The sequence below is a fragment of the Mucilaginibacter robiniae genome, assembly GCF_012849215.1.
Lineage (GTDB): Bacteria > Bacteroidota > Bacteroidia > Sphingobacteriales > Sphingobacteriaceae > Mucilaginibacter > Mucilaginibacter robiniae.
In genome coordinates, this window is sequence record NZ_CP051682.1 from 334,263 (window position 1) to 357,197 (window position 22,935).

A 22,935-nucleotide genomic window follows, 5' to 3' on the forward strand; every position below is an offset into this window, starting at 1 on the left:
AGCTACTAAAAACCAAGTGTGGGTGTGCATTAAAGCTGTTGTATGAAAATCAGGTACTTGTTAGATGTAGGTAAGCTGGTTTACAAGAATGGTTGATAGTTCTCTCAGATATGTTATGATAGTTTTGTACTAAGAACTTTTGAACAATATTATTAAATGTTCATCAATTCAGCCAAATCTTGCCAAGTAGCACTAATTTCATGTAAACCCAACATTTGGGCAATAGATGAAAAAACATCTGCTACCTTGTAACCTTGCTGACGGAGGTAACGAATGGAAGTAGCACCGGCCGATTTAGAAAGTTTTTGCCCGGTAGGTTCATTGAGTAAACGGTGGTGCAAAAAAGTACAGCTAGCAAAGTTATTGTTTCCTAATTGCTGGGCCAGATATAGTTGGGCTAAAGTAGATGGCCATAAATCCTCTCCACGCACAATCAAGTCAACTCCGAAATGCAAATCATCTATCATTGATGCTAATTGATAGGCTGGGTATCCATCCTTTTTCTTTATTACAAAATCTTGCATGGAATCAGGAAGTGTAGCTTGTATTAATTCACTACACGGCAATGTTCTAACAAAAAGCGGAGTTACAACATCAGTAAGCAAACGCCAGTTTGCATTTACTGTATCATTAAAAACAGTGTGATCTCGGCAGGTGCCAGGATAAATGCCCTCGCTCCCCCCAGGTTGCCGAAGCTGTGAGCGCGAACAAGTACAGGCAAATACGGCTCTATTTTCTTTTAATTGTTGTAGAGCTTGCTGGTAGTGAGGCAGCCGATGTACCTGCGACCAATCGCTTTTAAACTCCTGAAAATTACGAGGCCCCTCATCCCACGGAATTTCCAAAAAATTCAATGTATCAAATATATCCTGAACATACAGTGGGTTCGCCCTTTCACGATCCAGATCATCAATACGCAGCAAAATAGAAGCGTTAGTTTTACGCGCCAGGGCAGCCGTCAGTGAAAAAGAAAGTACATTACCTAAATGCAAAAATCCGCTCGGCGTAGGCGCTATTCTTGTTTTGTTAAAAACTACGTTTAGGCTATCAGGTGTTGTACTCATCTACCCTGGTATTAGCTTAACCGTAAAGTTTGTATAGCCTCTACCCACTCTTCTTTTTTACAACGCTGACAGCAGCAACCTGCACTAATATCTTCCACATGACCGCAATAGGTGCAAGCGTATCTACCAGGAGCAGGCACCTCTTTACTCTTTTTGTTATAAGCTTTCGGCAGTACGGGTAAGCCGGGCTTTACTTCTTCGTCGGGGTAGTAAAAGAAACTTACATTACCTGCAGTTTCTAAAATAGCTGTTTTAACCTGACCTAAATGCTCAATACTTTGCTGCCGCATTTCTGCCAAAAACTCATCTTTAGCAAACATAGGTTCTGTATGATTGGTGTCTAATACAAATAAACCATCTTCAATGATATATAACGGTTCACCTTCCAGTATTTTTTCGAATGTTTCGCTTTTGCTGGCTGCCCAAGTGAGCAGGCGGTAAAAAAGCAGGATACTGATAAATACCACCACAGCAGGTAAAATGGCGTTTTCTTGGTTAAACATGGGGTCGCCGGCAGCAGAACCCAGCCCAATAATAACGGCCACTTCAAACAATGAAAGTTGCCTGACCCCTTTTTTACCCGAAAGCCGCAGAAACAGTAAAATCAGGATAAACATAACCAGCGTTCGAAAAGTAATTTCGCCCGCCACACTCCACTCTAAATCCTTAATAAAAATATTATTCCAGTCTAAGCGCATATTGATATATAGCTACTTAACCCGATTTTTTGCTTTTTGTTATAGTTTGCATCTGAGAGTACAAATGGAGCTCTGACCCTTTGTGTTTTTTTATTTTTTTGTAGCTTAATTGAGTCAATCCTTATTGTATGAAAAAACTAACACTTCTTATTGCCACAATTTAGCATAGCACTTTGTTCCTGCAAAAAAGAATGCCTAAAACATGGCAAGGAACTGGCAGCATATATATTGAATACTACCAACCGGTGCGTGAATAACGATACTTGAACAATCCCTTGCCTACTTTTTACATCATGGCTATGTCAGAGGAAAGCGAAGAACCGGAATTTTACCTGTTATTGTTGACGGCGATAGAGGACAACTATCTACCGGCAAAATCCATATAGGATACAGAACTATTTTTAACCACTCAACAGATCATTGAAAACCTATCAGGGATGCACTCGGGTATTAAAGTTGACAAACTAGGAGATTTCATGTTACAGAGCGGCTTTAAGTTTGACAACATAGGTGATCTGGAAATTGCTTGGCTTTTAAAGACTAAGTTGGCTTAATTAACACTGACCTGCTCCCTCATTGCGTCATGTTGAAATTTTTTAATATACGTAAGAATTATTAAATTTGATAAACAAAATAATAACCTCATGACCTTATCAAAACTTATTCCTGGAGAGGCTGGCTACATTAAAATTGATGACAACTTTCTCAATAAGGAAGCCAAAACTTTGCTTCGTGAAAACTTCAGCGAACACGATTTTGCATTTGTCAGAAAGCATCATCGGCTGGAAAATTTCAGACATCCCGGCACGTACAACATTAGGCTATTCAACATTGGTCCGCACAATTTTACCATTCATAAATTCAAAGATGAATACTTTATCTTAGTGTATAACTCCCAGATACATTATCTATGTAATTGCAGAGATGGATTAGCAGAATGTATAGATTCCTTTATTTAAGAAATTAGCGTCAATATAGCTCTATGAATTTGTTCCCTAACCTAATCACTTATAAAGATTTACTTGCAAAACTTGAACACGACACACAAAGGTTTGTCAATGATTATAACACTTATGGTCTTTTGGATTGGTTTTTAACAGCAAATGCACTTCCTGAATGGATTTCAGGAAGTGATCTTGCTAGTGAGCAATTGAAACAGATTGCAAGAGACAAGATATTGATTATGAAAGGTCTAAATGGCCACAAGATCGACGATTCTAAATTAGAAACGGATATAGATGAGCAACTAAGATTGATAAGGCTAGTTTGTAATCAAGCAAAGCACAGCAAACCAAAGAAGGATATTCCCGTAATCAAAATGGCAAATCAATACTTTCCTTATACTTTTCCAATGAGATTTGGAGGAACAATTACTATTGGAGAAAAAGAATTTGATGCGGCGGCAATAATTATTTCTGTAAAAGATTTTTGGGTTAATATAATTAAGAATAACGACTAGCTGATTTGTTCTCATTAAACGAACGTTTTTTGAGACATAATATCGCCATTTATTTTTTTAGAATCCTGTCTCAGGATGATTAGGTAATGCTTTGACATTTCTCATAAATTCGTCTCACAATTATTTCTTATCAATTAGTAATTTAGATGGATAATTGAGACTTATATGAAGATTGGATATGCTAGGGTGAGTACCACCGATCAAAACCTCGATATGCAACTGAATGCATTGCAACTAGCCGGTTGTGAGATCATCTATAAAGAAAAGCTGTCTGGTAAAAATGCTTTAAGACCTGAACTATAAAAAATGCTAGATCATTCGCGGAAGGGCGATCAGGTGATTGTATGGAAGCTTGACCGCATTGGACGGTCTATGAAAGATTTAATACAAATCGTTGAACACCTAAAAAGTAGAGAAGTAGATTTTGTATCTCTACACAACCATATCGATACATCCACACCTACCGGACGTCTTACTGTTAATCTTTTTGCTGCCCTTGCGGAGTTCGAGCGTGAAATTATTTTTGAACGAACCAAGGCTGGTTTAACTGCTGCTCGGTCAAGGGGTAAAGCTCCAGGCCGTAAGCCATGCTTATCTGAAGCTGCACAAAAAGCGGCAAAACAGGCATATAAGCTTTATACGAAAAACAATATGCCTGTGGAAGAAATTGCCTTAATTATGAAAATAAGTCGAGCAACTATATATCGCTATATAAACCTTTAAAGTATAAATTAAAATGTACGGAGCAATGATTGTTGGTATTGAACCACCCAAATTTGAAGGTGCATACAGCATTTGGAAAGCAGCAGAAGTTTATCGAGATGCAGCATCTTTACTATATAAAAGGATGCAAGCCACTATAGCCAGTTATGATTTACAATTTTTATTGGTACAACCTTGCATTGTATTAGAGGCATTTTCTATTGAATTATATCTAAAATGTTTGTATCAGATTGAAAATAACAAACAAGCTAATAAAATTCATAATCTTAAAGATTTGTTTATATTGTTAACTGATGTACGTAAAGAGCGTTTACGGCTCGTTTATGACACTATGTGTAAAAACAGTAATGATTTGAATTTTATTAGAAAGTCAATACCAGATATAAATATAGAACTGGATTATATTTTAGAGTTGATGAGTCACACATTTCAAGAGTTCAGATACTCATACGATTCTAACATTAAGCTCAAAGGTTATTATTGCCTTGGTGAATTCCAAGAAGCATTAAGAACTGTTATACTTGAATTAAATCCAGAATGGAAAATTTTAGTAGCTACTGGAAATATTGGCGAACATGATGCAGAGTTCAAGCAAGCTAATGAAAGTACAACAAAAATAATTTCCTAATTTATATGAAAGTATTAGTAGTCCTTTAATGCAACTCTGACCGGTTGCATTTTGGTAGCATGGTAAATCCCCTAATTGCTACCTGGTTGCATGGCAATCGCAATTACTCAGAAAGGTTAGAACTGCTTAGGCAATTACAACCCGGCACACTCACCCTGCTGATTCTCGAAAGTGGTTAGGATGAATACAATCAAAACTTACTGGCTGATGAATTATGCAATTGTTTCAGGTAAATCAGAATGCTTGGCAAATTGACATGTTGCCTATTGATCCAACAAAGTTTTTAAAAGATTTATTGGATGAAACTGCAGCTGTACACTTTACTAATTTTTTTAACTTCGGAGCAGATTCGGAGCAAAATACTTTCAGTCAACTGGGAATAGCAATCAAAAAACGCCTTTAGAGCATTAAAAAGGGCATTTCTAAACTCTTGCGAGAAGAAATACCCTCTGTATAAGTACCCAGAGCCGGGGTCGAACCGGCACGGCCTTGCGGCCACAGGTGTTTGAGACCAGCGCGTCTACCGATTCCGCCATCTGGGCCTGTCCTTACTTCTTCTTCAGAAGCGGGATGCAAATGTATTCAAACTCTCTTGAATTCGCAACAAATATTTTTTTCTGTAGTAAATATCTGCAACAGCATTCAAGCGGTTCTCTTTTGCTGTATCATTAAGCTGTTCATAATCAGCAGTTAATTCATGTAGCTGTTGGTTTAAATTATCTTCTACCTCCAGCACTTCAGTACGTATTTGAGCCAGTTGTTCAGCATCATCAGCCTCCATCAAGCGTTCATTCAGGTCCATCATCTCCATTAAAAAGTCGCTAGGTAGCTGGGGTTTGGCACCTTCATTCACTAAATCATGCTGCTTTAAAATATACTCCAGTCGTTTAGCAGGGTCAGAAAGCGTCTGAAAAGCTTTATTGTTGATGGTTGATATTTCCAGTATTTCCTGCTGCTTGCTTTCATCTTCGTTAGCAAAAAAATCAGGATGGTACTGTTTACTCAAAGCATAAAACTGCTTTTTCAAAGCTGCCGTATCCGGGTTAAAGGATTCAGGTATATTGTAGAATTCAAAATAGTTAATCATGATATAGTATTCGATAGCAGATTACTTGCTGTCAATGATATGTTTATATAAACCAATAACAGCAAAGGTAATACTATGTGTGCTATAATTAGGATTACCTGTAAAGCTGAATTTAAAGTGTTAGGCAGGCACTGTTCATTACCTAAGCTTATTTTATACTATTCCTGCCTGTACCGGCGTTAAGCAGAAAGTTCGGGTAACATGAATTTTTAATTTGTTAAAAAACTTCATCTTTGCCCTTATAATATATTCCGATCATGACGTTGTTTGAACAAATACAGCGCAAGCCTTTTTTCATTTTAGGGCCTTGCGTAATGGAAAACCAAGAATTACTGTACCAGGTTGCCGAGCAGGTTGCCCGAGTTGGCGAGCAGTACCAGGTGCCGGTAGTTTTCAAATCCTCGTTTGATAAGGCCAATCGTACTTCCATTCACTCCTACCGCGGGCCAGGTTTGGAAAAAGGTTTAGAAATGTTGCAGAAAGTAAAAGATCGATTTAACCTGCCACTAGTTACTGATATTCATGAAAGCCATCAGGCAGCTGTAGCCGGCCAGGTGGTTGATATTTTACAGATACCGGCTTTTCTATGTCGTCAAACCGATTTGTTGGTAGCTGCGGCGCAAACCGGCAAGATTGTAAATGTGAAGAAAGCACAGTTTCTATCCGGGCAGGATATGTTTTACCCGGCACAGAAAGTGGTAGAAGCCGAAAACCAGCAAGTTATTTTAACCGAGCGGGGCAATATGTATGGCTATAACAATTTAGCTGTCGACTTCCGCAATATTCATGATATGAAAAGCTTTGGCTATCCGGTATGTATGGATTGCACGCATTCGGTACAGCGGCCAGGTGGTGCAGGCGGAAAAACCGGAGGTGATCGTACTTTTGTACCTATGATGGCTTTAGCGGCTAAAGCCTTTGGTGCTGATGGCTACTTTATGGAAATTCATCCAGACCCAGATCATGCCCTAAGTGATGGCCCGAACATGGTTAAACTACAGGATTTGGATAAAGTAATTGCCCCATTGGTTAGTTAGTATATGACAGCTATTGCACAGCGTGTATTTACTACCGAAATTGCTGCTCTTCAGGAAGTATGTCAACTAATTGATGAACAGTTTACAGCAGCCGTAAATGCCATATTACAAACCAAAGGCAAACTGGTTATTACCGGTGCCGGCAAATCGGGGCTAATTGGTAAAAAGATAGCAGCTACCTTAGCCAGTACAGGTACTTCCAGCTTTTTCATGCACCCCACAGAGGCTTTTCATGGTGATTTAGGCATGATCGGCAAAAATGATATTTTGATCCTCATTTCTTATTCGGGCGAAACTGACGAAGTAATCAAGCTCATTCCATTCTTGAAATGGAATCAGAACACGACTATCAGCATCACAGGTAATCCGGCATCTACCATAGCAAAAAACACGCATCATCATTTGAATGTGCACATTACTCACGAAGCCTGTCCATTGCAACTGGCGCCTACTTCATCCACTACAGCCACTTTGGTGATGGGCGATGCACTTGCCGTAGCTTTAATGGAGGCTCGACAGTTTCAACCTTCCGATTTTGCCAGGTTTCATCCTGGAGGCAGCTTAGGCCGTAAATTGTTGATAAAGGTTAAAGACTTGATGCGGACAGAAGAGCTTCCTTTTGTCAGTCGGGATATTTCATTTACTGAATTACTATTGCGTATGTCGGAAGGCAGATTGGGTATGGTGATTGTAGGCCAGCCTGATGATGTACAAGGCATTATTACGGATGGTGATTTGCGGCGAGCATTATTGCGTAATCCCGATACGCAAACATTGCAGGTTACTGATATGATTACGCATCATCCGGTCATTATTCATGAAGACCAGTTTATACATGAAGCAGAAGAGTTGATGATGAACAAGAAGATAACCACCATTTTGGTGAGTTCATCAAATGATCAATGCATCAAAGGTATCTACCAAATCTACACCCGATAGCTATAGCAAGTACTATAACAAGATCAACAATAGTATCATGTATGTGTTAGTCATCTCAAGCAACTAATACATATTACGATGAACAAATTAGATGATCAGGAACAAAAAGAAGTATATACTGACTTTAAACACCTAGTTAACATGCCGGCCTCGGCTTTAGAAAAGTGGCTGCAAACTGATGAATCAAAAGAAGTAGGCTGGGATAGCGGTGATGGTGAATCTATCGGGCATAAATCCGGCAAAAAGATTATCGAGATTCTTCACAAAAAGAAAGACGAACTCACCGATGATGATTACAAGCACATGCAAAAAGTAGTGGGCTACATCAAACGGCATTCTGCACAACAGCCCGATGGCGATTTGGCCCATACCCATTGGAGCTATTCATTGAAGAACTGGGGCCATGATTACGCCAAAAAATAAAGACCTTTTTCAAATACCAGGATCAACCACCTAAGTAACTCAGTAGTTGATCCTGGTATTTAAAGCACTTAGATACCTGTATTTCTATAGCACTCTTGCTCATCACAAAGTCGATTAAGAGTGCTTTACTACCTTCCGCCCAATAAAACATTACCTCCATTTTACAAGCCTTCTCAATCCATTTAGATGCCTGTTTGTATTTCTATTTTAACAAATATATTTATGAGCATTGCATCTATCAATCCGGCTAACGGTGAAACTATAAAAACCTATGAGGCGCACAACGACGATCAGGTAACCGGTAAAATTGAACAAACTCACAATGCCTGGCTGAAGTGGAAGTTAACTACAGCGGAGGAACGCTCTACCCTACTTAACCAAATGGCCCGAGTGCTGAATAACCGCAAACAGGAATTGGCAAAGCTAATGGCTGTAGAGATGGGCAAACCTGTTGCACAAGGTATAAGCGAGATTGAAAAGTGTGCATCGGTATGCGAATACTATGCAGAACATGCTGCCAGCCATCTGCAAAACCAAATTATCGAAACAGAAGCGCAAAAGAGTTATGTTAGCTTTCAACCCATAGGCGTAGTGCTGGCTATTATGCCCTGGAACTTTCCTTTCTGGCAAGTATTCCGCTTTTTAGCTCCTGCTTTAGCTGCGGGAAATTGTGGCGTGCTGAAGCATGCCTCTAATGTACCTGGTTGTGCATTGGCTATTGAAGAGATTGTACAGCAAGCAGGCTTTCCGGAACACGTGTTTCAAACCTTATTGGTAGGTAGCGATAAGGTGGATGCCATTATTGAAAACCCCTACATTAAAGCGGTTACTATAACCGGCAGCACGCAGGCGGGTATGAAGGTTGCGCAAAAAGCCGGATCACTAATCAAAAAAACTGTATTGGAATTAGGTGGTAGCGACCCCTACCTTATTCTGGAAGATGCCGACTTGGAGCTGGCAGCTACCACTTGTACTGACAGCCGGTTAATTAACAGTGGCCAGAGCTGTATTGCAGCCAAACGCTTTATTGTGGTGAAAGAAGTAGCTGAGAAGTTCACCCAATTAATGCTGGCTAAAATGAAGGTTAAAGTTATGGGCGATCCATTAAGTGAACAGACAGAAGTTGGGCCACAAGCCCGTATTGATTTGCGTGATGATTTACACCAGCAGGTGCAAGCTTCCATCGAGAAAGGTGCTCAGTGTTTATTGGGAGGTGAAGTACCCGAAGGCACCAACGCTTTCTACCCACCCACTATTCTAACTCAGGTAAAAAAGGGTATGCCAGCTTTTGATGAAGAGTTGTTTGGCCCGGTGGCTTCCATTATTGAAGTGGCTGATGAAGCTGAAGCTTTAGCAGTAGCCAACAACAGCGTGTTTGGTTTAGGCTCTGCTGTGTTCACGCAAGATTTAGAACGAGGTCAGCGTATAGCTGAAACAGGATTAGAAGCAGGTTCATGCTTTGTAAACTCACTGGTAAAATCAGATCCACGTTTACCATTTGGAGGCATCAAAGAATCAGGTTTTGGCCGTGAATTAGGCTTGTTTGGGATTCATGAATTTGTAAATATCAAAACAGTATATATCCGATAGTCCATTTATGGTTCGCTAATTCACATCTACATCAAAGCTTTATATTAAAAGTATAAAACTCTGATTATAAATTTTAATTAACTTATAGTTAATTAAAGAAATCCTTCTATAATAATGTTTTACCTTAGGCTGACTGTGCTTTTTCAAGCTTAAATGCAGAAAGTTTATCTTTGCAAAAGTATGAGCAAGCACGGTAGAATATTAGTAGCCATGAGTGGTGGAGTTGACAGTTCGGTAGCAGCTATCATGTTACATGAACAGGGCTATGAAGTAATTGGCTTAACCATGAAAACCTGGGACTATGCTTCATCAGGCACTAGCTCAAAAGAAACCGGTTGCTGCAGTTTAGATAGCATTAACGATGCGCGTGCTTTAGCTGTTGGCTATGGCTTTCCTCATTATATTTTAGATATCCGTAATGAATTTGGCAATTATGTAATTGACAATTTTGTGGATGAATATCTGGCTGGCCGTACCCCTAACCCATGTGTATTGTGCAATACGCATATCAAATGGGATGCTTTATTGAAGCGTGCAGATAAATTGGATTGTGAATTTATAGCTACCGGGCATTATGCCAACATCCGCCTGCAGGATAATGGTCGTTACGTGGTATCTAAAGGACGTGACGAAAACAAAGATCAATCATATGTACTTTGGGGAGTATCTCAGCAAAACTTGGCCCGTACCCATTTTCCATTAGGTAGTTTTACTAAAGCCGAAATCAGACAAATGGCACTTGACATGGGTCAGGCTGAAATAGCTGGCAAAAGCGAAAGCTATGAGATCTGTTTTGTTCCTGATAATGACTATCGCTCCTTTTTACGCCATAAAGTAACTGACTTAGATGAACGTGTATCGGGCGGTAACTTTGTTTTGTCTGATGGAACAGTTGTAGGTCGGCACCAAGGTTATCCATTTTATACTATCGGTCAGCGTAAAGGCTTGGGCATTGCATTAGGTCAGCCTATGTTTGTTACGCAAATCAACCCGACCGACAATACCGTAGTGCTAGGCACGAGTGAAGAACTACAACGTAAACAAGCTTGGGTGCGTAACTTAAATCTGGTTAAGTACGAAAGCATTACGGAGCCTATACAAGCCGTAACCAAAATACGTTATAAAGATGCCGGTGCAGAAAGTACCATCGTACAAATGGGCGAGCATATGAAGGTTGATTTTCACCATCAGGTATCGGGCATAGCTCCCGGCCAATCTGCTGTATTTTATGAGGGTAATGATCTATTAGGTGGTGGCTTTTTAATGTAATACTGAGAAGATTTCTACCTTCAGCCTCCTGAACAATTCTTATACATTCGTGTTGAAAAGATATAAAGAATGCTAAACACAAATTTGTGTTTAGCATTCTTTATACTTTATTTGCAAAAAACTAAAGCATTAATGGCTAAAAATTTACTCATTGTGGAGTCTCCGGCGAAAGCCAAAACTATTGAAGGGTACTTAGGCAAAGACTTTACGGTTAAGTCAAGTTACGGGCACATCCGTGATTTAATCAAATCGGAAGATGCTATTGATATAGGCAATAACTTTGCACAAAAATATGAGGTACCTGCAGATAAAAAGCAAGTTGTCAGTGAGTTAAAGAAACTAGCTAAAGAGGCTGAAATGGTATGGCTGGCATCGGACGAGGACCGTGAGGGTGAGGCTATATCCTGGCACCTGTATGATACGTTGGACTTGAAAGAGAGCAAAACCAAGCGTATCGTTTTTCACGAAATCACCAAGCCAGCTATTTTGCGGGCTATTGACAATCCACGCACTATCAATTACAATCTGGTAAATGCTCAGCAAGCCAGACGTGTGTTAGACCGTTTAGTAGGTTTTGAACTATCACCAGTATTGTGGAAAAAAGTTAAACCATCTCTTTCGGCTGGTCGGGTACAATCGGTGGCTGTTCGGTTGATTGTAGAACGTGAGCGGGAGATCAATAAATTTAAGGCAGAAGCCTCTTTCCGTATTGTTGCGCTTTTCGGCAAAGGTCGTGAAGCATTCCGTGCTGAACTACCAGAACGCTTTGCTCAGCAAGAACAAGCTGAGCAGTTTTTGAAAGACTGCACCGAAGCCCTATTCAGCATTAAGTCGTTAGAAACTCGGCCCACCAAAAGGTCTCCGGCAGCACCTTTCACCACATCAACTTTGCAGCAGGAAGCTAGTCGCAAGCTGGGCTTTTCCGTTTCGAGAACTATGTCGGTTGCCCAAAAGTTGTATGAATCCGGTTTTATTACCTACATGCGTACCGATAGTGTTAATTTATCTGACGTAGCTTTAAATGCTGCTGCACAAGAAATTAGCTCAGCCTACGGTTCACAATATTATCAGCATCGTAAATATAAAACCAAATCAGCCAACGCTCAGGAAGCGCACGAAGCCATCCGCCCTACTTACTTCAACCAGCATACCATTGATGGTGACAATGCCGAAAAACGTTTATATGATTTGATCTGGAAACGGGCTATTGCATCGCAGATGAGTGAAGCGCAATTTGAGAAAACTACGGCCAAAATCGATGTTTCTACTCGCAAAGAAGATCTAGTAGCTATCGGTGAGGTCATGAAGTTTGACGGCTTTCTAAAAGTTTATCTGGAATCAAACGATGATGAGGATGACAACGCCCAAGATGGTGATAACGCAATATTGCCCCCGTTACAAGTAGGCCAGCAGCTTACCTTACAGGAGATGACAGCAACTGAGCGTTACTCACGTCCGCCTGCACGTTACACGGAAGCTAGTTTGGTTAAAAAGCTGGAAGAACTGGGTATTGGACGACCATCAACCTACGCCCCTACTATCTCTACGGTTCAAAACCGTGGCTATGTGGTTAAAGAAGATCGCGAAGGCAAGCAGCGCAACTATCATGTTTTAACCCTAAAAGATAAAGCAATACGGCAAGAGCAGAAAACTGAAAATACCGGTGCTGAACGTAGCAAACTGTTCCCGACTGATATTGGCGCCGTCGTGAATGATTTTCTTATACAGCACTTTGAAGGCATTGTTGATTATCACTTTACGGCTGGTGTTGAAAAGGAGTTTGATGAAATAGCCCAAGGTATGAAAGAATGGACCGAAATGATTCGGAACTTCTACCAGCCATTTCATCAAAATGTAGAAAGTACCATTCAAACTGCGGATAAAGCCCGGGGCGAACGCGAGTTAGGTGCTCATCCTGATAATGGCAAGAAGGTATCGGTTCGTATTGGACGTTATGGGCCTTTCGTACAAATTGGCGAAAATGATGATGAAGAAAAACCTGCGTACGCCAGTTTACGTGCCGGACAGATGCTGGAAACCATCACGCTCGAAGATGCCTTAGAATTATTTAAACTACCTAAAAAGGTAGGTGTATTTGAAGATAAGGACATGACCGTGGCTATTGGTAAATTTGGCCCCTACATTCGCCATAACAATAGCTTTTACTCGTTGGGTAAGGATATAGATCCGATGAATGTAACCGAACAGCAAGCCATAGTTATTATTGAAGATAAGCGCAAAAAGGACGCCGAGAAGGTCATAAAAACTTTTGCTGAAGATCCGGACGTTAAAATTTTAAATGGACGATGGGGTCCTTATATTGAATTTGGCAAACTGAACGTTAAAATACCTAAAGAGATTAAAGACCCGCAGGTATTAAGCTACGATGAGTGTAAAGCCCTAGCCGATGCCATGCCGAAGGATGGTAAAAAATCGCCCGGTAAAACATCAACTAAGCCGGCAGCCAAAGCAACTAAGCCAGCAGCTAAAAAAACAACCAAGAAAAAATAATATCATGCGCCTGAAAAGGCGCTTTTTTTATAACATGAAAAAAGATTTGCCTGAAAACATTGTTGAAGATATTGCCATTGCTGTAGCCCTGGAAAACGAAAGTCCTGAAAGTAAGCTATGGTATGTATATGTCATCAACCTGAAGAACCATCCTATTGAGAACGTTCTAATCACCTCAAAAGGTTACGGTAGCAAAGATGGAGAGCAAGTAAAAACATCCACCCTGCGCCATATGATTCCGTTATTGCAGGAAAATAGCTTTGCTTTGATTGAACCTATAGATGAACAAACATTTGGCCTCACAAATGAATATTGGCTCAGCTACTACATTGGCCGGGATATTTATGATAAGAAGTTTATTTTTCTGCCGGAGAGCATCATTGAGTCTAACTTCATCAAACTCCCGTTATTGAATAAACCAGGGGTGATGATCAAATAGAAAGTAAGCTGTTATGCTGAATAGATAATGAGAGTAATACAATAGAGAAATTCAAATTGCTCGTTAGTCATTCCTTCAACTAAACAAATTCTCCATTATCTATTCACTAAGCTTACTACTTGGCCTTGAACAAGCCATATTTTAAAATACAGTAAATAGCCCTGAACCCGTCTTTCCAGCCAATCTTCTTGCCTTCTTCATACGTTCGACCATAGTAAGATATACCAACTTCATAGATGCGCAGTCTGGGTATTCGTGATAGTTTGATAGTTACTTCAGGCTCAAATCCAAATCTGCTTTCCCTTAAGGTAATACCCTGTAGCATCTTGGTATTAAATAACTTATAACAAGTCTCCATATCTGTCAAATTCATATTGGAGAACATGTTGGATAAGAAAGTAAGCCACCGGTTACCAATGGTATGCCAGAAAAATAAGATACGGTGTGGATTACTGCCCATAAAGCGCGAACCATATACCACATCTGCAAAACCGTTAACTACCGGTTTAAGCAAATCATTGTACTCAGCAGGATCATACTCCAGGTCGGCATCCTGAATAATCAAATACTCGCCCGTGGCTTTACCAATGCCAGTATGTAAAGCAGCACCTTTACCTTTGTTTACCTCGTGTTTAAAGTATTGTATATTCATCTCCGGATTAGCTTGCCGGTAACGTAGTACAGCTTCTTCTGTATCATCTTTCGAACAATCATTAACAATAATGATTTCTTTCGCAAGCTGATTAATCAGTTCAACCGTCTTAATCTTATCTAATATCAAATGAATGGTTTTGCCTTCGTTGTATGCCGGAATAACAATCGAAAGTTTAGTAATGAACATATTTTTTGTGGTGCAACTTTGTAATAGCAAAATTATAATTAATCCTGCTTTGGTACGAAACAACCTTCTATGTTGTACGGCCTTTGTGTAATTATAACATAAAACCATACCCATACCTTTAACATTCAGTAAAATGTTTTACTTTGTAGCTGTTTTTACAAAGTTGAAGGATGCTGGAGAATTTAGATTGGAACAATGTAATGGTTATTGACATTGAAACGGTACCACAGTATAGCAATTACGATCAGGTACCGGAGCATATGCAAAAACTATGGGATATAAAAACACGACATCAGCGTAAAGATGAAACACCTGAAGAATTCTACAAGTGCGCTGGGATACTAGCAGAATTTGGAAAAATCATTTGCCTGTCGGCTGGTGTATTTACCAAAGATAATGGCTTTCGGATTAAATCTTTCGCTTCTCATGATGAAGCTTCCTTACTGCATAAGTTTGCAGATATGCTTCGTGGCTGCTCTGAAAAGTTGATCTTATGCGGACATAATGCTAAAGAGTTCGACTTTCCTTACATCTGTCGCCGCATGTTAATTAATGGCATTAAACTTCCACCACAATTAGACATATCCTGCAAAAAGCCTTGGGAAATTTGCCACATGGATACCATGGAAATGTGGAAGTTCGGGGATTTTAAAAATTTCACTTCCCTTAATTTACTGGCTGCTATTTTCGGCATACCTACGCCCAAAGATGATATAGATGGAAGCATGGTAGCCGAAGTATACTGGTTGAATAACGAATTGGATCGTATTTGCACCTACTGTCAAAAAGATGTGGTTACAACAGCTCAGTTGCTTAAACGATTTAAGGGTGAAGAACTAATTGGAGAAGATCAGGTTACTATAGCTGAAAGATAGAAATATAGATAATCTCCGTAAACACCTGATTATAACCACCTTATATATAAACAAATGCTTCAAATTGAAAATTTAATAATTCAATTTAAAACCCACTCAGGTTTATTTGAAGCGGTAAAAAATATTTCTGTAAAAATACAGAAAGGTCAAACCTTAGTTATTGTAGGAGAATCAGGCTCCGGAAAATCTGTAACGGCATTAGCCATTATGCGCTTGCTGGATGAGCAGCGAACCTTAATACAAGGGCGTATTCAGTTTCAGGATATAGAACTTACCTCACTTCCTGAAAAAGAAATGCAAGCTATCAGAGGCAATCGAATTGCCATGATATTTCAGGAGCCCATGACTTCCCTCAACCCGGTTATCACTTGTGGTAAACAAGTCAGCGAAGCTATCAAGCTGCACCGCAAGATAGATAAAAAGCAAGCCTATCAGGAAACTCTAAACTTATTTGCTGAAGTGCAGCTACCACGACCTGAGGCCATCTTCAATAGCTATCCACATCAGCTATCAGGCGGACAGCGACAGCGCGTTATGATTGCCATGGCTCTTTCCTGCAATCCTGAATTACTGATTGCCGATGAGCCTACTACGGCTTTAGATGTTACCGTTCAAAAAACTATCATTGACTTATTACTTAAGCTGAAGCAAGAACGTAAGATGAGCCTGCTTTTTATTTCGCATGACTTAGGCGTAGTTAGCCAGATAGCTGATGAAGTACTGGTCATGTATAAAGGTCAGGCAGTGGAACAAGCATCAGCCAAAAGCTTGTTTACCAATCCGCAGCATCCTTATACGCAAGCTTTGCTGGCTTGCCGACCATCAGCTAACCCTGGTTCAGGAAAGTTACCCGTTATTAGCGATTTTATGCATGTTACTGCTGATGGTAAAATTGTAAGTACCGGTTTAAACCCTAACGAGTTTGAAAAACAATCATCTGAAGCTCAACTTAAGGGTCATAAAGATAACGGGCTGATTAATAAGGATTTTCCAATACTTGAAGTTAATAATTTATCTACTTGGTTTCCAATACAAGGTGGCTGGTTTGGATCATCCAAGCAAGTAGTTAAAGCAGTTAATGATGTAAGCTTTAAAGTATATGCCGGCGAAACTTTAGGCTTGGTAGGAGAATCTGGTAGTGGTAAAACTACTTTAGGTAGAAGTATTTTACGGCTGATTGAACCCACTGCCGGACAAATATTATTCGACGGCCAAGACCTGCGGAAACTCAATCAAACTGAACTGCGCGGCGTACGGCGACATCTGCAAATCATTTTTCAGGACCCCTACTCTTCTCTCAACCCACGCCTTACCGTTGGGCAATCATTAACTGAACCTATGCAGGTGCACCAGCTTTACCATAATGATGTACAACGGCGGGAAAAAGCAGCCGAGCTTTTAGAACGGGTAAACCTGTTACCAGAACACTTGAACCGTTATCCTCATGAGTTTTCAGGTGGCCAAAGGCAACGTATTGTTATTGCCCGGGCATTAGCCTTACAGCCTAAATTTATCATCTGCGATGAATCTGTTTCAGCCTTAGACGTATCAGTTCAGGCACAAATCTTGAATTTGCTTCAGGAGTTACAACAAGATTTAGGATTAACTTACATCTTTATTTCACATGATTTGTCGGTAATCAGGCATATATCTGACCGGGTGATGGTGCTCAACAAAGGGCAAATTGAAGAGATTGCTACACCCGAAGAGCTGTATCAACAACCTAAGTCAGCTTACACTCAAAAGCTCATCAACGCTATACCACGCATTATATACTAAGCTCCAGCTGTTATCCTGACAATCATGTGTCAACATTTTGCTTGCATTTCGTTATATTTATAGAGCTATATAAATCGCAGCATATTTAAAATAATTTTTGTTAACGATTGTTATGCAATACATAAGGGCTTGTACAACTTTGCCAAGCGGCACAGTATATGAGCCACATACTCATACAGAATGTCTAAGAAAAAAACAACCAACCATTCTATCAAACAAGTACTTACCCAGCTGGTGCTGGATGTATTTGAACGTAATGGTAAAGAATCATTAAACTATAAACAGGTTTCGGCGATGCTGAATGTTCGCGAGCCCGAAGCCCGTGACACTATACTCGAAATTTTAAAAGAAGAAGCTAAAAGAGGTATTTTGAAAGAAATATCGCCCGGCAAATTTCAGGTACTGGAACTTAAAACCTTTGTGGAAGGCACAGTTGATATGACCAATGATGGATCGGCCTTTATTGTGACCGACGATGAATTTGAAAATGATATTTTTATTGCCCCACGTAAGTTACGTAATGCCCTAAATGGCGACCGCGTTAAAGTATATGTATATGCCAAAAGTAAAGGTAAACATAAGGAAGGTGAAGTAATTGAAATCATCCGGCGCAATAAAATGGAGTTTACCGGCATTGTAAAGCTGTCGGAAAGATTTGCCTTCTTGATACCGGATGATCGTAAAATGCTGCATGATATCTTCATTCCGTTAAGTGATTTAAGCGGTGCTAAAAACGGAGTAAAGGCCATTGCTGAAATTACCGACTGGCCTGCCGAAGCTAAAAACCCGATTGGCCGTATTAAAAATATATTAGGTACACAAGGCGAGAATGATACCGAAATGAACGCTATTCTGGCAGAATATGGCTTTCCGCTTTCCTTTCCTGATGAAGTAGAAAAGGAATCGGAAGCTATACCAGAAGCGATCACGCCCGAAGAAATTGCGCAACGTCGAGATTTTAGAGACACGTTAACTTTTACCATCGACCCTATTGATGCTAAAGACTTCGATGATGCCATATCTTTTAAATATCTGGATAATGGCAATTACGAGATTGGCGTACACATTGCCGACGTATCACACTATATCATCCCCGATTCAGCTTTAGATAAAGAAGCCTTTGAGCGTGGCACTTCGGTTTACCTGGTAGATCGCGTAATTCCGATGCTGCCTGAACGTTTATCGAATGGATTATGCTCTTTGCGGCCTAATGAAGATAAGCTGTGTTTTGCTGCCGTATTTGAAATGGATGCTGCCGGAAAAGTACTAACAGAATGGTACGGAAAAACCATCATCCACTCCAATCGCCGCTTTAGCTATGAGGAAGTGCAGCAAGTAATTGAAACCAGCCAGGGTGAATACGTACAGGAAATACACCAACTGAATGATTTAGCCTATAAACTGCGTGAGCAAAAGTTTAAAAACGGAGCCATCAGCTTTGAAACTACTGAAGTTAAATTTAAGTTGGATGAGCAAGGCAAGCCTACTGGCGTTTACGTGAAGGAACGTAAAGATGCCCATAAACTGATTGAAGAATTCATGCTGCTGGCGAATCGCAAAGTAGCTGAATTTGTAAGCAAAAAAGGCAAAGGTAAGAGGAAGTACACTTTCGTATATCGTACGCACGATGCACCTAATCCTGAAACTTTAGGCAACTTCGCGCAGTTTGCGGCCCGCTTCGGTTATAAAATCAGCACCAAGTCTGACCGTGATATTGCCCGGTCGTTAAACCATTTGATGCACGATGTAGAGGGAAAAAAAGAGCAGAACGTGCTAACCCAGCTAGCTATCCGTTCTATGGCTAAAGCTATTTATACCACCAAAAGCACCAGCCACTATGGTTTAGCTTTCGACCATTATACGCATTTTACCTCTCCTATCCGTCGTTATCCGGATGTTATGGCTCATCGCTTATTGTTCCATTATCTAAATGACGGCCAATCAGCTAATGCTGAACATTACGAGGTACTATGCAAGCATAGTTCAGAAAAAGAGAAAAAAGCGGCCGACGCTGAACGTGCTTCAGTAAAATATAAACAAGCTGAGTACTTGAAAGATCATATCGGTAGTATTTATACCGGTGTAATATCAGGGGTAACAGAATGGGGTATGTATGTACAGATTACCGAAAATAATTGCGAAGGCATGATCAGGCTGCGTGATATATCGGATGACTTTTATACCTTAGACGAGAAAAACTACGCCATCATTGGTCAGCGGAAAAAGAAAGTTTATCAGTTGGGTGATGAAGTCCGGATTAAAGTAAAAAACGTAGATCTTACTAAAAAACAGATTGATTTTTCGTTGGTGCTGGATTAATGGCATAGCCGCACCGACTCGTCTTTATGAATACATTAAAACATTTGCAGTTACTAATTGAGCAAGCTGTTACCGATCTTCAGTATCCGGTACAGCCTGCCGAACTATATGAACCGATTACCTACATCTTGTCGGTAGGTGGTAAACGTATGCGCCCGGCCTTATTACTTATGGCCTGCGATTTATTTGGCGGTGATGTAAATAATGCTTTGCATCCGGCTCTGGCTATTGAGGTTTTTCACAATTTCACCTTGGTGCATGATGACATTATGGATAACGCTCCGTTGCGTCGGGGCAAAGTTACTGTACATGAAAAGTGGAACCCCAATGTTGCTATTCTATCGGGCGATGTAATGCTGGTTGAAGCCTACAAGCTAATGATGCAGGTAGATGCTTCTATTTTACGGGAGGTACTTGAAATTTTTAGTAACACCGCAGTGGGTGTATGTGAAGGTCAGCAGTTTGACATGAATTTTGAACGGCAAGTTAATGTAGAAATTGCCGATTACCTGAACATGATTCGCCTAAAAACGGCTGTGTTGCTGGGCTGCGCCCTTAAAATTGGAGCTTTGATTGGTGGCGCCACTATGGTTGACGCCGATTTGCTGTGCACTTTTGGCGAACAATTAGGTATTGCTTTTCAATTACAAGATGATATTTTAGATGTGTACGGTGATCCTGATAAGTTTGGCAAGCAGGTAGGCGGCGATATTATATCCAACAAAAAAACCTATCTGTTATTGAAAGCTCTGGAACTGGCTGATGCACAAATTAAAACTAATTTACATCAATGGTTAGAAGCAACACAGTTTGATAGTATTGAAAAAGTAAAAGCGGTTACTACCATATACAACCAATTAGACGTAAGGCAACATGCCGAACAGGAAATGTACAACTTTACTACGCAGGCTTTTAGTGCTCTGGACAAAGTAAATCTGCCAAGTGACCGCAAACAGTTTTTGCGTGATTTTGCTGATAGTTTGATGGTGAGGGAGAAATAATATTCCTACTAGGAACGATTAAGTCTATACAACAACTATTAATACGTATTTAAAGCTTTGTTGCCTTAATCCACTCTGATGTTAATTAGCTTTTATCATTGTTTTGAGAACACCAACAACGTCAATAAACATAAATGTAATACTGACAAAACAGTGCCACCACTGCCAATGGTTTGTCAGTGTTTCAGGGTGTTACACCCTGTAACATGTAACACCTGTAACAGTACAGAAAAATAGTAATCTAAGTGTTTAACAAAAACAACAAAGGCGCATCCATACAGACGCGCCTTTGTTTATTTACCACCTACCAAGCACCAGCTTACATATAAGCTCGCTGGTTTTTACCTTCCATCCAGTTAATGAAGGCACGGTTAACCACCTTATTACCACCCGGAGTAGGATAATTACCTGAAAAATACCAATCACCTAAATGATTTGGGCAGGCTTGATGCAGGTTATCTAGTGTTTGATAAATCACTTGCACTTCTGCTGAGGTATTAGCCGGTGTAATAATTTTTGCTATACGGTCAGATATTTGCTGATCGGTGAATGGCGCATATATCGCTTTCACATGATTTTCAACCTGTTCTTTAGGCAAGTTACTGCTAGCTTTACACTTCTGGTAGGTTTCAGCCAATATATCCTCTTGGCCGCTTTCTCTTAATAAGCTTACGGCAGCCTCAAAAGCTACAAACTCTCCCATACGCGACATGTCAATACCATAGCAATCAGGGTATCTGATTTGTGGTGCAGAGGATACGATAACGATCTTTTTAGGCCCTAAACGGTCCATAATTTTCAGAATACTCTGCTTTAAAGTTGTGCCCCGAACTATAGAATCATCTAAAAGCACGAGCGTATCGCTACCGTTTTTTATCAATCCATAAGTGCTGTCGTAAACATGGGCTACCATTTCGCCCCGGTCAGCATCCTGGGTAATAAAAGTACGCAGCTTTACATCTTTAATTGCTAGCTTCTCCACCCGTGCAGCCAGACTTAAAACCTCGCTTATCTCCTCATCCGAAATCTTATCATCACGGTTCAGTAAACGCTCGCGTTGGTATTGTTTAATATACTTGTTTACCCCTTCTACCATACCGTAAAAAGCAATTTCGGCAGTATTAGGTATATAAGAGAATACTGTATTTTGTATATCGTGATTAACTTCTTGCAACACCTGTGAGCAGAGTAAACGGCCTAAGTGCTTACGCTCACGGTAAATAGCAGCATCGCTTCCTCTCGAAAAATAGATCCGTTCAAATGAACAAGATTTTTTTTCTATCGGCTCTCTGAACATTTCTTCTGTCACCAAGCCGCTCTTCTTCACAATCAATGCGTGTCCAGGCTTAATTTCCTGAATTTTCTCAAACGGAATATTAAAAGCTGTTTGTATAGCAGGGCGCTCTGACGTAACTACCACAACTTCGTCATCACAATAGTAAAACGCAGGGCGAATACCCGCAGGGTCACGCATTACAAAGGCATCACCATGCCCTAATATGCCGGCAATAGTATAACCACCATCCCAGTTTTTGGCTGATTTACGGAGTATTTTAGCAACATCCATGCTATCAGCAATCATCTTGCTAATCTCAATATTGTCGTCGTTGCCTTCGCGTTTAAACTGATCAAATAAGCCTTGCACTTCCGTATCCAAAAAGTGCCCTATTTTTTCCAATACGGTAACAGTATCTGCCTTTTCTTTTGGATGCTGCCCCAGTTCATACAACTGCTGTAGCAACTCGTCAACATTAGTCATGTTGAAGTTACCGGCAATTACCAGATTACGAGTCATCCAGTTATTTTGGCGCAAAAACGGATGACAGCTTTCAATACTGTTTTTACCATGAGTACCATAGCGCAAGTGCCCCATTAACACCTCTCCGGTAAAACTAATATTATCTTTCAGCCATTCGGCATCCTGCATTTTTCCAGGCTGCTCCTTTTCTACATCAGCAAATTTCTTTTGAATGTATTCAAATATGTCAGCCACAGCGTTAGAAGCCATAGAACGGTGCCGGCTAATATAGCGTTTACCTGGCTCAACATCCAGCTTAATGGTTGCCACACCGGCGCCATCCTGGCCACGGTTGTGCTGTTTTTCCATTAACAAATACAGCTTATTTAAACCGTACAAAGCTGTACCATATTTTTGCTGATAATATGAGAGGGGTTTTAACAGGCGTATAAAGGCTACGCCGCATTCATGCTTAATCTGCTCACTCATGATCGGAAATAAGCTGCAAAAGTAGA

General features: G+C 40.3%; 20 protein-coding genes, 1 tRNA gene and 1 pseudogene. 16 read left to right on the forward strand and 6 right to left on the reverse strand.

Translation table 11 applies throughout. From position 1 onward, the window contains the following. Nucleotides 1–152 precede the first annotated feature (152 nt). Both HH214_RS01540 and HH214_RS01545 read right to left on the reverse strand, forming a co-directional pair. Nucleotides 153–1,064 carry a glutamate--tRNA ligase family protein gene (locus HH214_RS01540; RefSeq protein ID WP_169605661.1) on the reverse strand — a complete coding sequence of 304 codons (912 nt, stop codon included), beginning with the start codon at nt 1,062–1,064 and terminating at the stop codon, nt 153–155. Between the two features lie 11 nt (nt 1,065–1,075). After that, nucleotides 1,076–1,762: a DUF421 domain-containing protein gene (locus tag HH214_RS01545; protein WP_169605662.1), complete on the reverse strand. Its 687-nt coding sequence runs from the start codon at nt 1,760–1,762 to the stop codon at nt 1,076–1,078. Between the two features lie 644 nt (nt 1,763–2,406). Between HH214_RS01545 and HH214_RS01550 the strand changes: the two genes are divergently transcribed. The 5 genes and pseudogenes from HH214_RS01550 to HH214_RS01570 all read left to right on the forward strand — a co-directional run bounded on the left by HH214_RS01550 (nt 2,407) and on the right by HH214_RS01570 (nt 4,975). Next, nucleotides 2,407–2,721, forward strand: coding sequence for a hypothetical protein (locus tag HH214_RS01550; protein ID WP_169605663.1), 315 nt, complete (start codon nt 2,407–2,409; stop codon nt 2,719–2,721). Nucleotides 2,722–2,744: 23 nt separating this feature from the next. Continuing rightward, a complete protein-coding gene (locus HH214_RS01555) occupies nt 2,745–3,221 on the forward strand; it encodes a hypothetical protein (protein WP_169605664.1) in 477 nt (158 codons plus the stop codon). 165 nt (nt 3,222–3,386) lie between these two features. Beyond that, a pseudogene (locus HH214_RS22200) lies at nt 3,387–3,944 on the forward strand (recombinase family protein). Between the two features lie 13 nt (nt 3,945–3,957). After that, complete coding sequence (locus HH214_RS01565; RefSeq protein ID WP_169605665.1) at nt 3,958–4,572, forward strand: hypothetical protein; 615 nt, start codon at nt 3,958–3,960, stop codon at nt 4,570–4,572. Between the two features lie 214 nt (nt 4,573–4,786). Next, a complete protein-coding gene (locus tag HH214_RS01570) occupies nt 4,787–4,975 on the forward strand; it encodes a hypothetical protein (protein ID WP_169605666.1) in 189 nt (62 codons plus the stop codon). Between the two features lie 55 nt (nt 4,976–5,030). On the opposite strand, the gene HH214_RS01575 is transcribed toward HH214_RS01570, so the two are convergent. Together HH214_RS01575 and hscB are read right to left on the reverse strand one after the other, a co-directional pair. Next, a tRNA-Leu gene (locus tag HH214_RS01575) sits at nt 5,031–5,114 on the reverse strand. Nucleotides 5,115–5,131: 17 nt separating this feature from the next. After that, on the reverse strand, nt 5,132–5,659 hold the full coding sequence (gene hscB / locus HH214_RS01580) for a Fe-S protein assembly co-chaperone HscB (protein ID WP_169605667.1): 528 nt from the start codon (nt 5,657–5,659) through the stop codon (nt 5,132–5,134). 257 nt (nt 5,660–5,916) lie between these two features. On the opposite strand from hscB, the gene kdsA reads away from it, so the two are divergent. The 7 genes from kdsA (at nt 5,917) to HH214_RS01615 (ending at nt 13,867) form a co-directional block, all read left to right on the forward strand. Further along, nucleotides 5,917–6,696: a 3-deoxy-8-phosphooctulonate synthase gene (gene kdsA / locus HH214_RS01585; protein ID WP_169605668.1), complete on the forward strand. Its 780-nt coding sequence runs from the start codon at nt 5,917–5,919 to the stop codon at nt 6,694–6,696. 3 nt (nt 6,697–6,699) lie between these two features. Next, nucleotides 6,700–7,635 carry a KpsF/GutQ family sugar-phosphate isomerase gene (locus tag HH214_RS01590; protein WP_169605669.1) on the forward strand — a complete coding sequence of 312 codons (936 nt, stop codon included), beginning with the start codon at nt 6,700–6,702 and terminating at the stop codon, nt 7,633–7,635. 78 nt (nt 7,636–7,713) lie between these two features. Further along, nucleotides 7,714–8,058, forward strand: coding sequence for a DUF3140 domain-containing protein (locus HH214_RS01595; protein ID WP_169605670.1), 345 nt, complete (start codon nt 7,714–7,716; stop codon nt 8,056–8,058). Between the two features lie 222 nt (nt 8,059–8,280). Continuing rightward, a complete protein-coding gene (locus HH214_RS01600; RefSeq protein WP_169605671.1) occupies nt 8,281–9,648 on the forward strand; it encodes an NAD-dependent succinate-semialdehyde dehydrogenase in 1,368 nt (455 codons plus the stop codon). 180 nt (nt 9,649–9,828) lie between these two features. Continuing rightward, the gene (gene mnmA / locus HH214_RS01605; protein ID WP_169605672.1) at nt 9,829–10,917 is read left to right on the forward strand and encodes a tRNA 2-thiouridine(34) synthase MnmA; all 1,089 of its coding nucleotides are present in this window, start codon (nt 9,829–9,831) and stop codon (nt 10,915–10,917) included. A 132-nt stretch (nt 10,918–11,049) separates the two neighbouring features. After that, nucleotides 11,050–13,428, forward strand: a complete 2,379-nt coding sequence (topA, locus tag HH214_RS01610; protein ID WP_169605673.1) for a type I DNA topoisomerase — start codon at nt 11,050–11,052, stop codon at nt 13,426–13,428. Nucleotides 13,429–13,462: 34 nt separating this feature from the next. Continuing rightward, entirely contained in the window at nt 13,463–13,867 is a 405-nt protein-coding gene (locus tag HH214_RS01615) for a hypothetical protein (protein ID WP_169605674.1), read from the forward strand. Nucleotides 13,868–13,982: 115 nt separating this feature from the next. Here the strand turns inward: HH214_RS01615 and HH214_RS01620 are convergent, their stop codons facing one another. After that, the gene (locus HH214_RS01620) at nt 13,983–14,708 is read right to left on the reverse strand and encodes a glycosyltransferase family 2 protein (RefSeq protein ID WP_169605675.1); all 726 of its coding nucleotides are present in this window, start codon (nt 14,706–14,708) and stop codon (nt 13,983–13,985) included. 170 nt (nt 14,709–14,878) lie between these two features. Here HH214_RS01620 and HH214_RS01625 point away from each other — a divergent pair, with 170 nt between their 5' ends. From HH214_RS01625 to HH214_RS01640, 4 genes are all read left to right on the forward strand, one after another. Further along, nucleotides 14,879–15,583, forward strand: coding sequence for a 3'-5' exonuclease (locus HH214_RS01625; RefSeq protein WP_169605676.1), 705 nt, complete (start codon nt 14,879–14,881; stop codon nt 15,581–15,583). 54 nt (nt 15,584–15,637) lie between these two features. Further along, a complete protein-coding gene (locus tag HH214_RS01630) occupies nt 15,638–17,362 on the forward strand; it encodes an ABC transporter ATP-binding protein (protein WP_169605677.1) in 1,725 nt (574 codons plus the stop codon). 180 nt (nt 17,363–17,542) lie between these two features. Continuing rightward, complete coding sequence (gene rnr, locus HH214_RS01635; RefSeq protein ID WP_169605678.1) at nt 17,543–19,681, forward strand: ribonuclease R; 2,139 nt, start codon at nt 17,543–17,545, stop codon at nt 19,679–19,681. A 26-nt stretch (nt 19,682–19,707) separates the two neighbouring features. Then, nucleotides 19,708–20,682, forward strand: coding sequence for a polyprenyl synthetase family protein (locus tag HH214_RS01640; protein WP_169605679.1), 975 nt, complete (start codon nt 19,708–19,710; stop codon nt 20,680–20,682). Between the two features lie 319 nt (nt 20,683–21,001). Here the strand turns inward: HH214_RS01640 and HH214_RS01645 are convergent, their stop codons facing one another. Further along, a complete protein-coding gene (locus tag HH214_RS01645) occupies nt 21,002–22,909 on the reverse strand; it encodes an amidophosphoribosyltransferase (RefSeq protein ID WP_169605680.1) in 1,908 nt (635 codons plus the stop codon). Nucleotides 22,910–22,935: the final 26 nt, after the last annotated feature.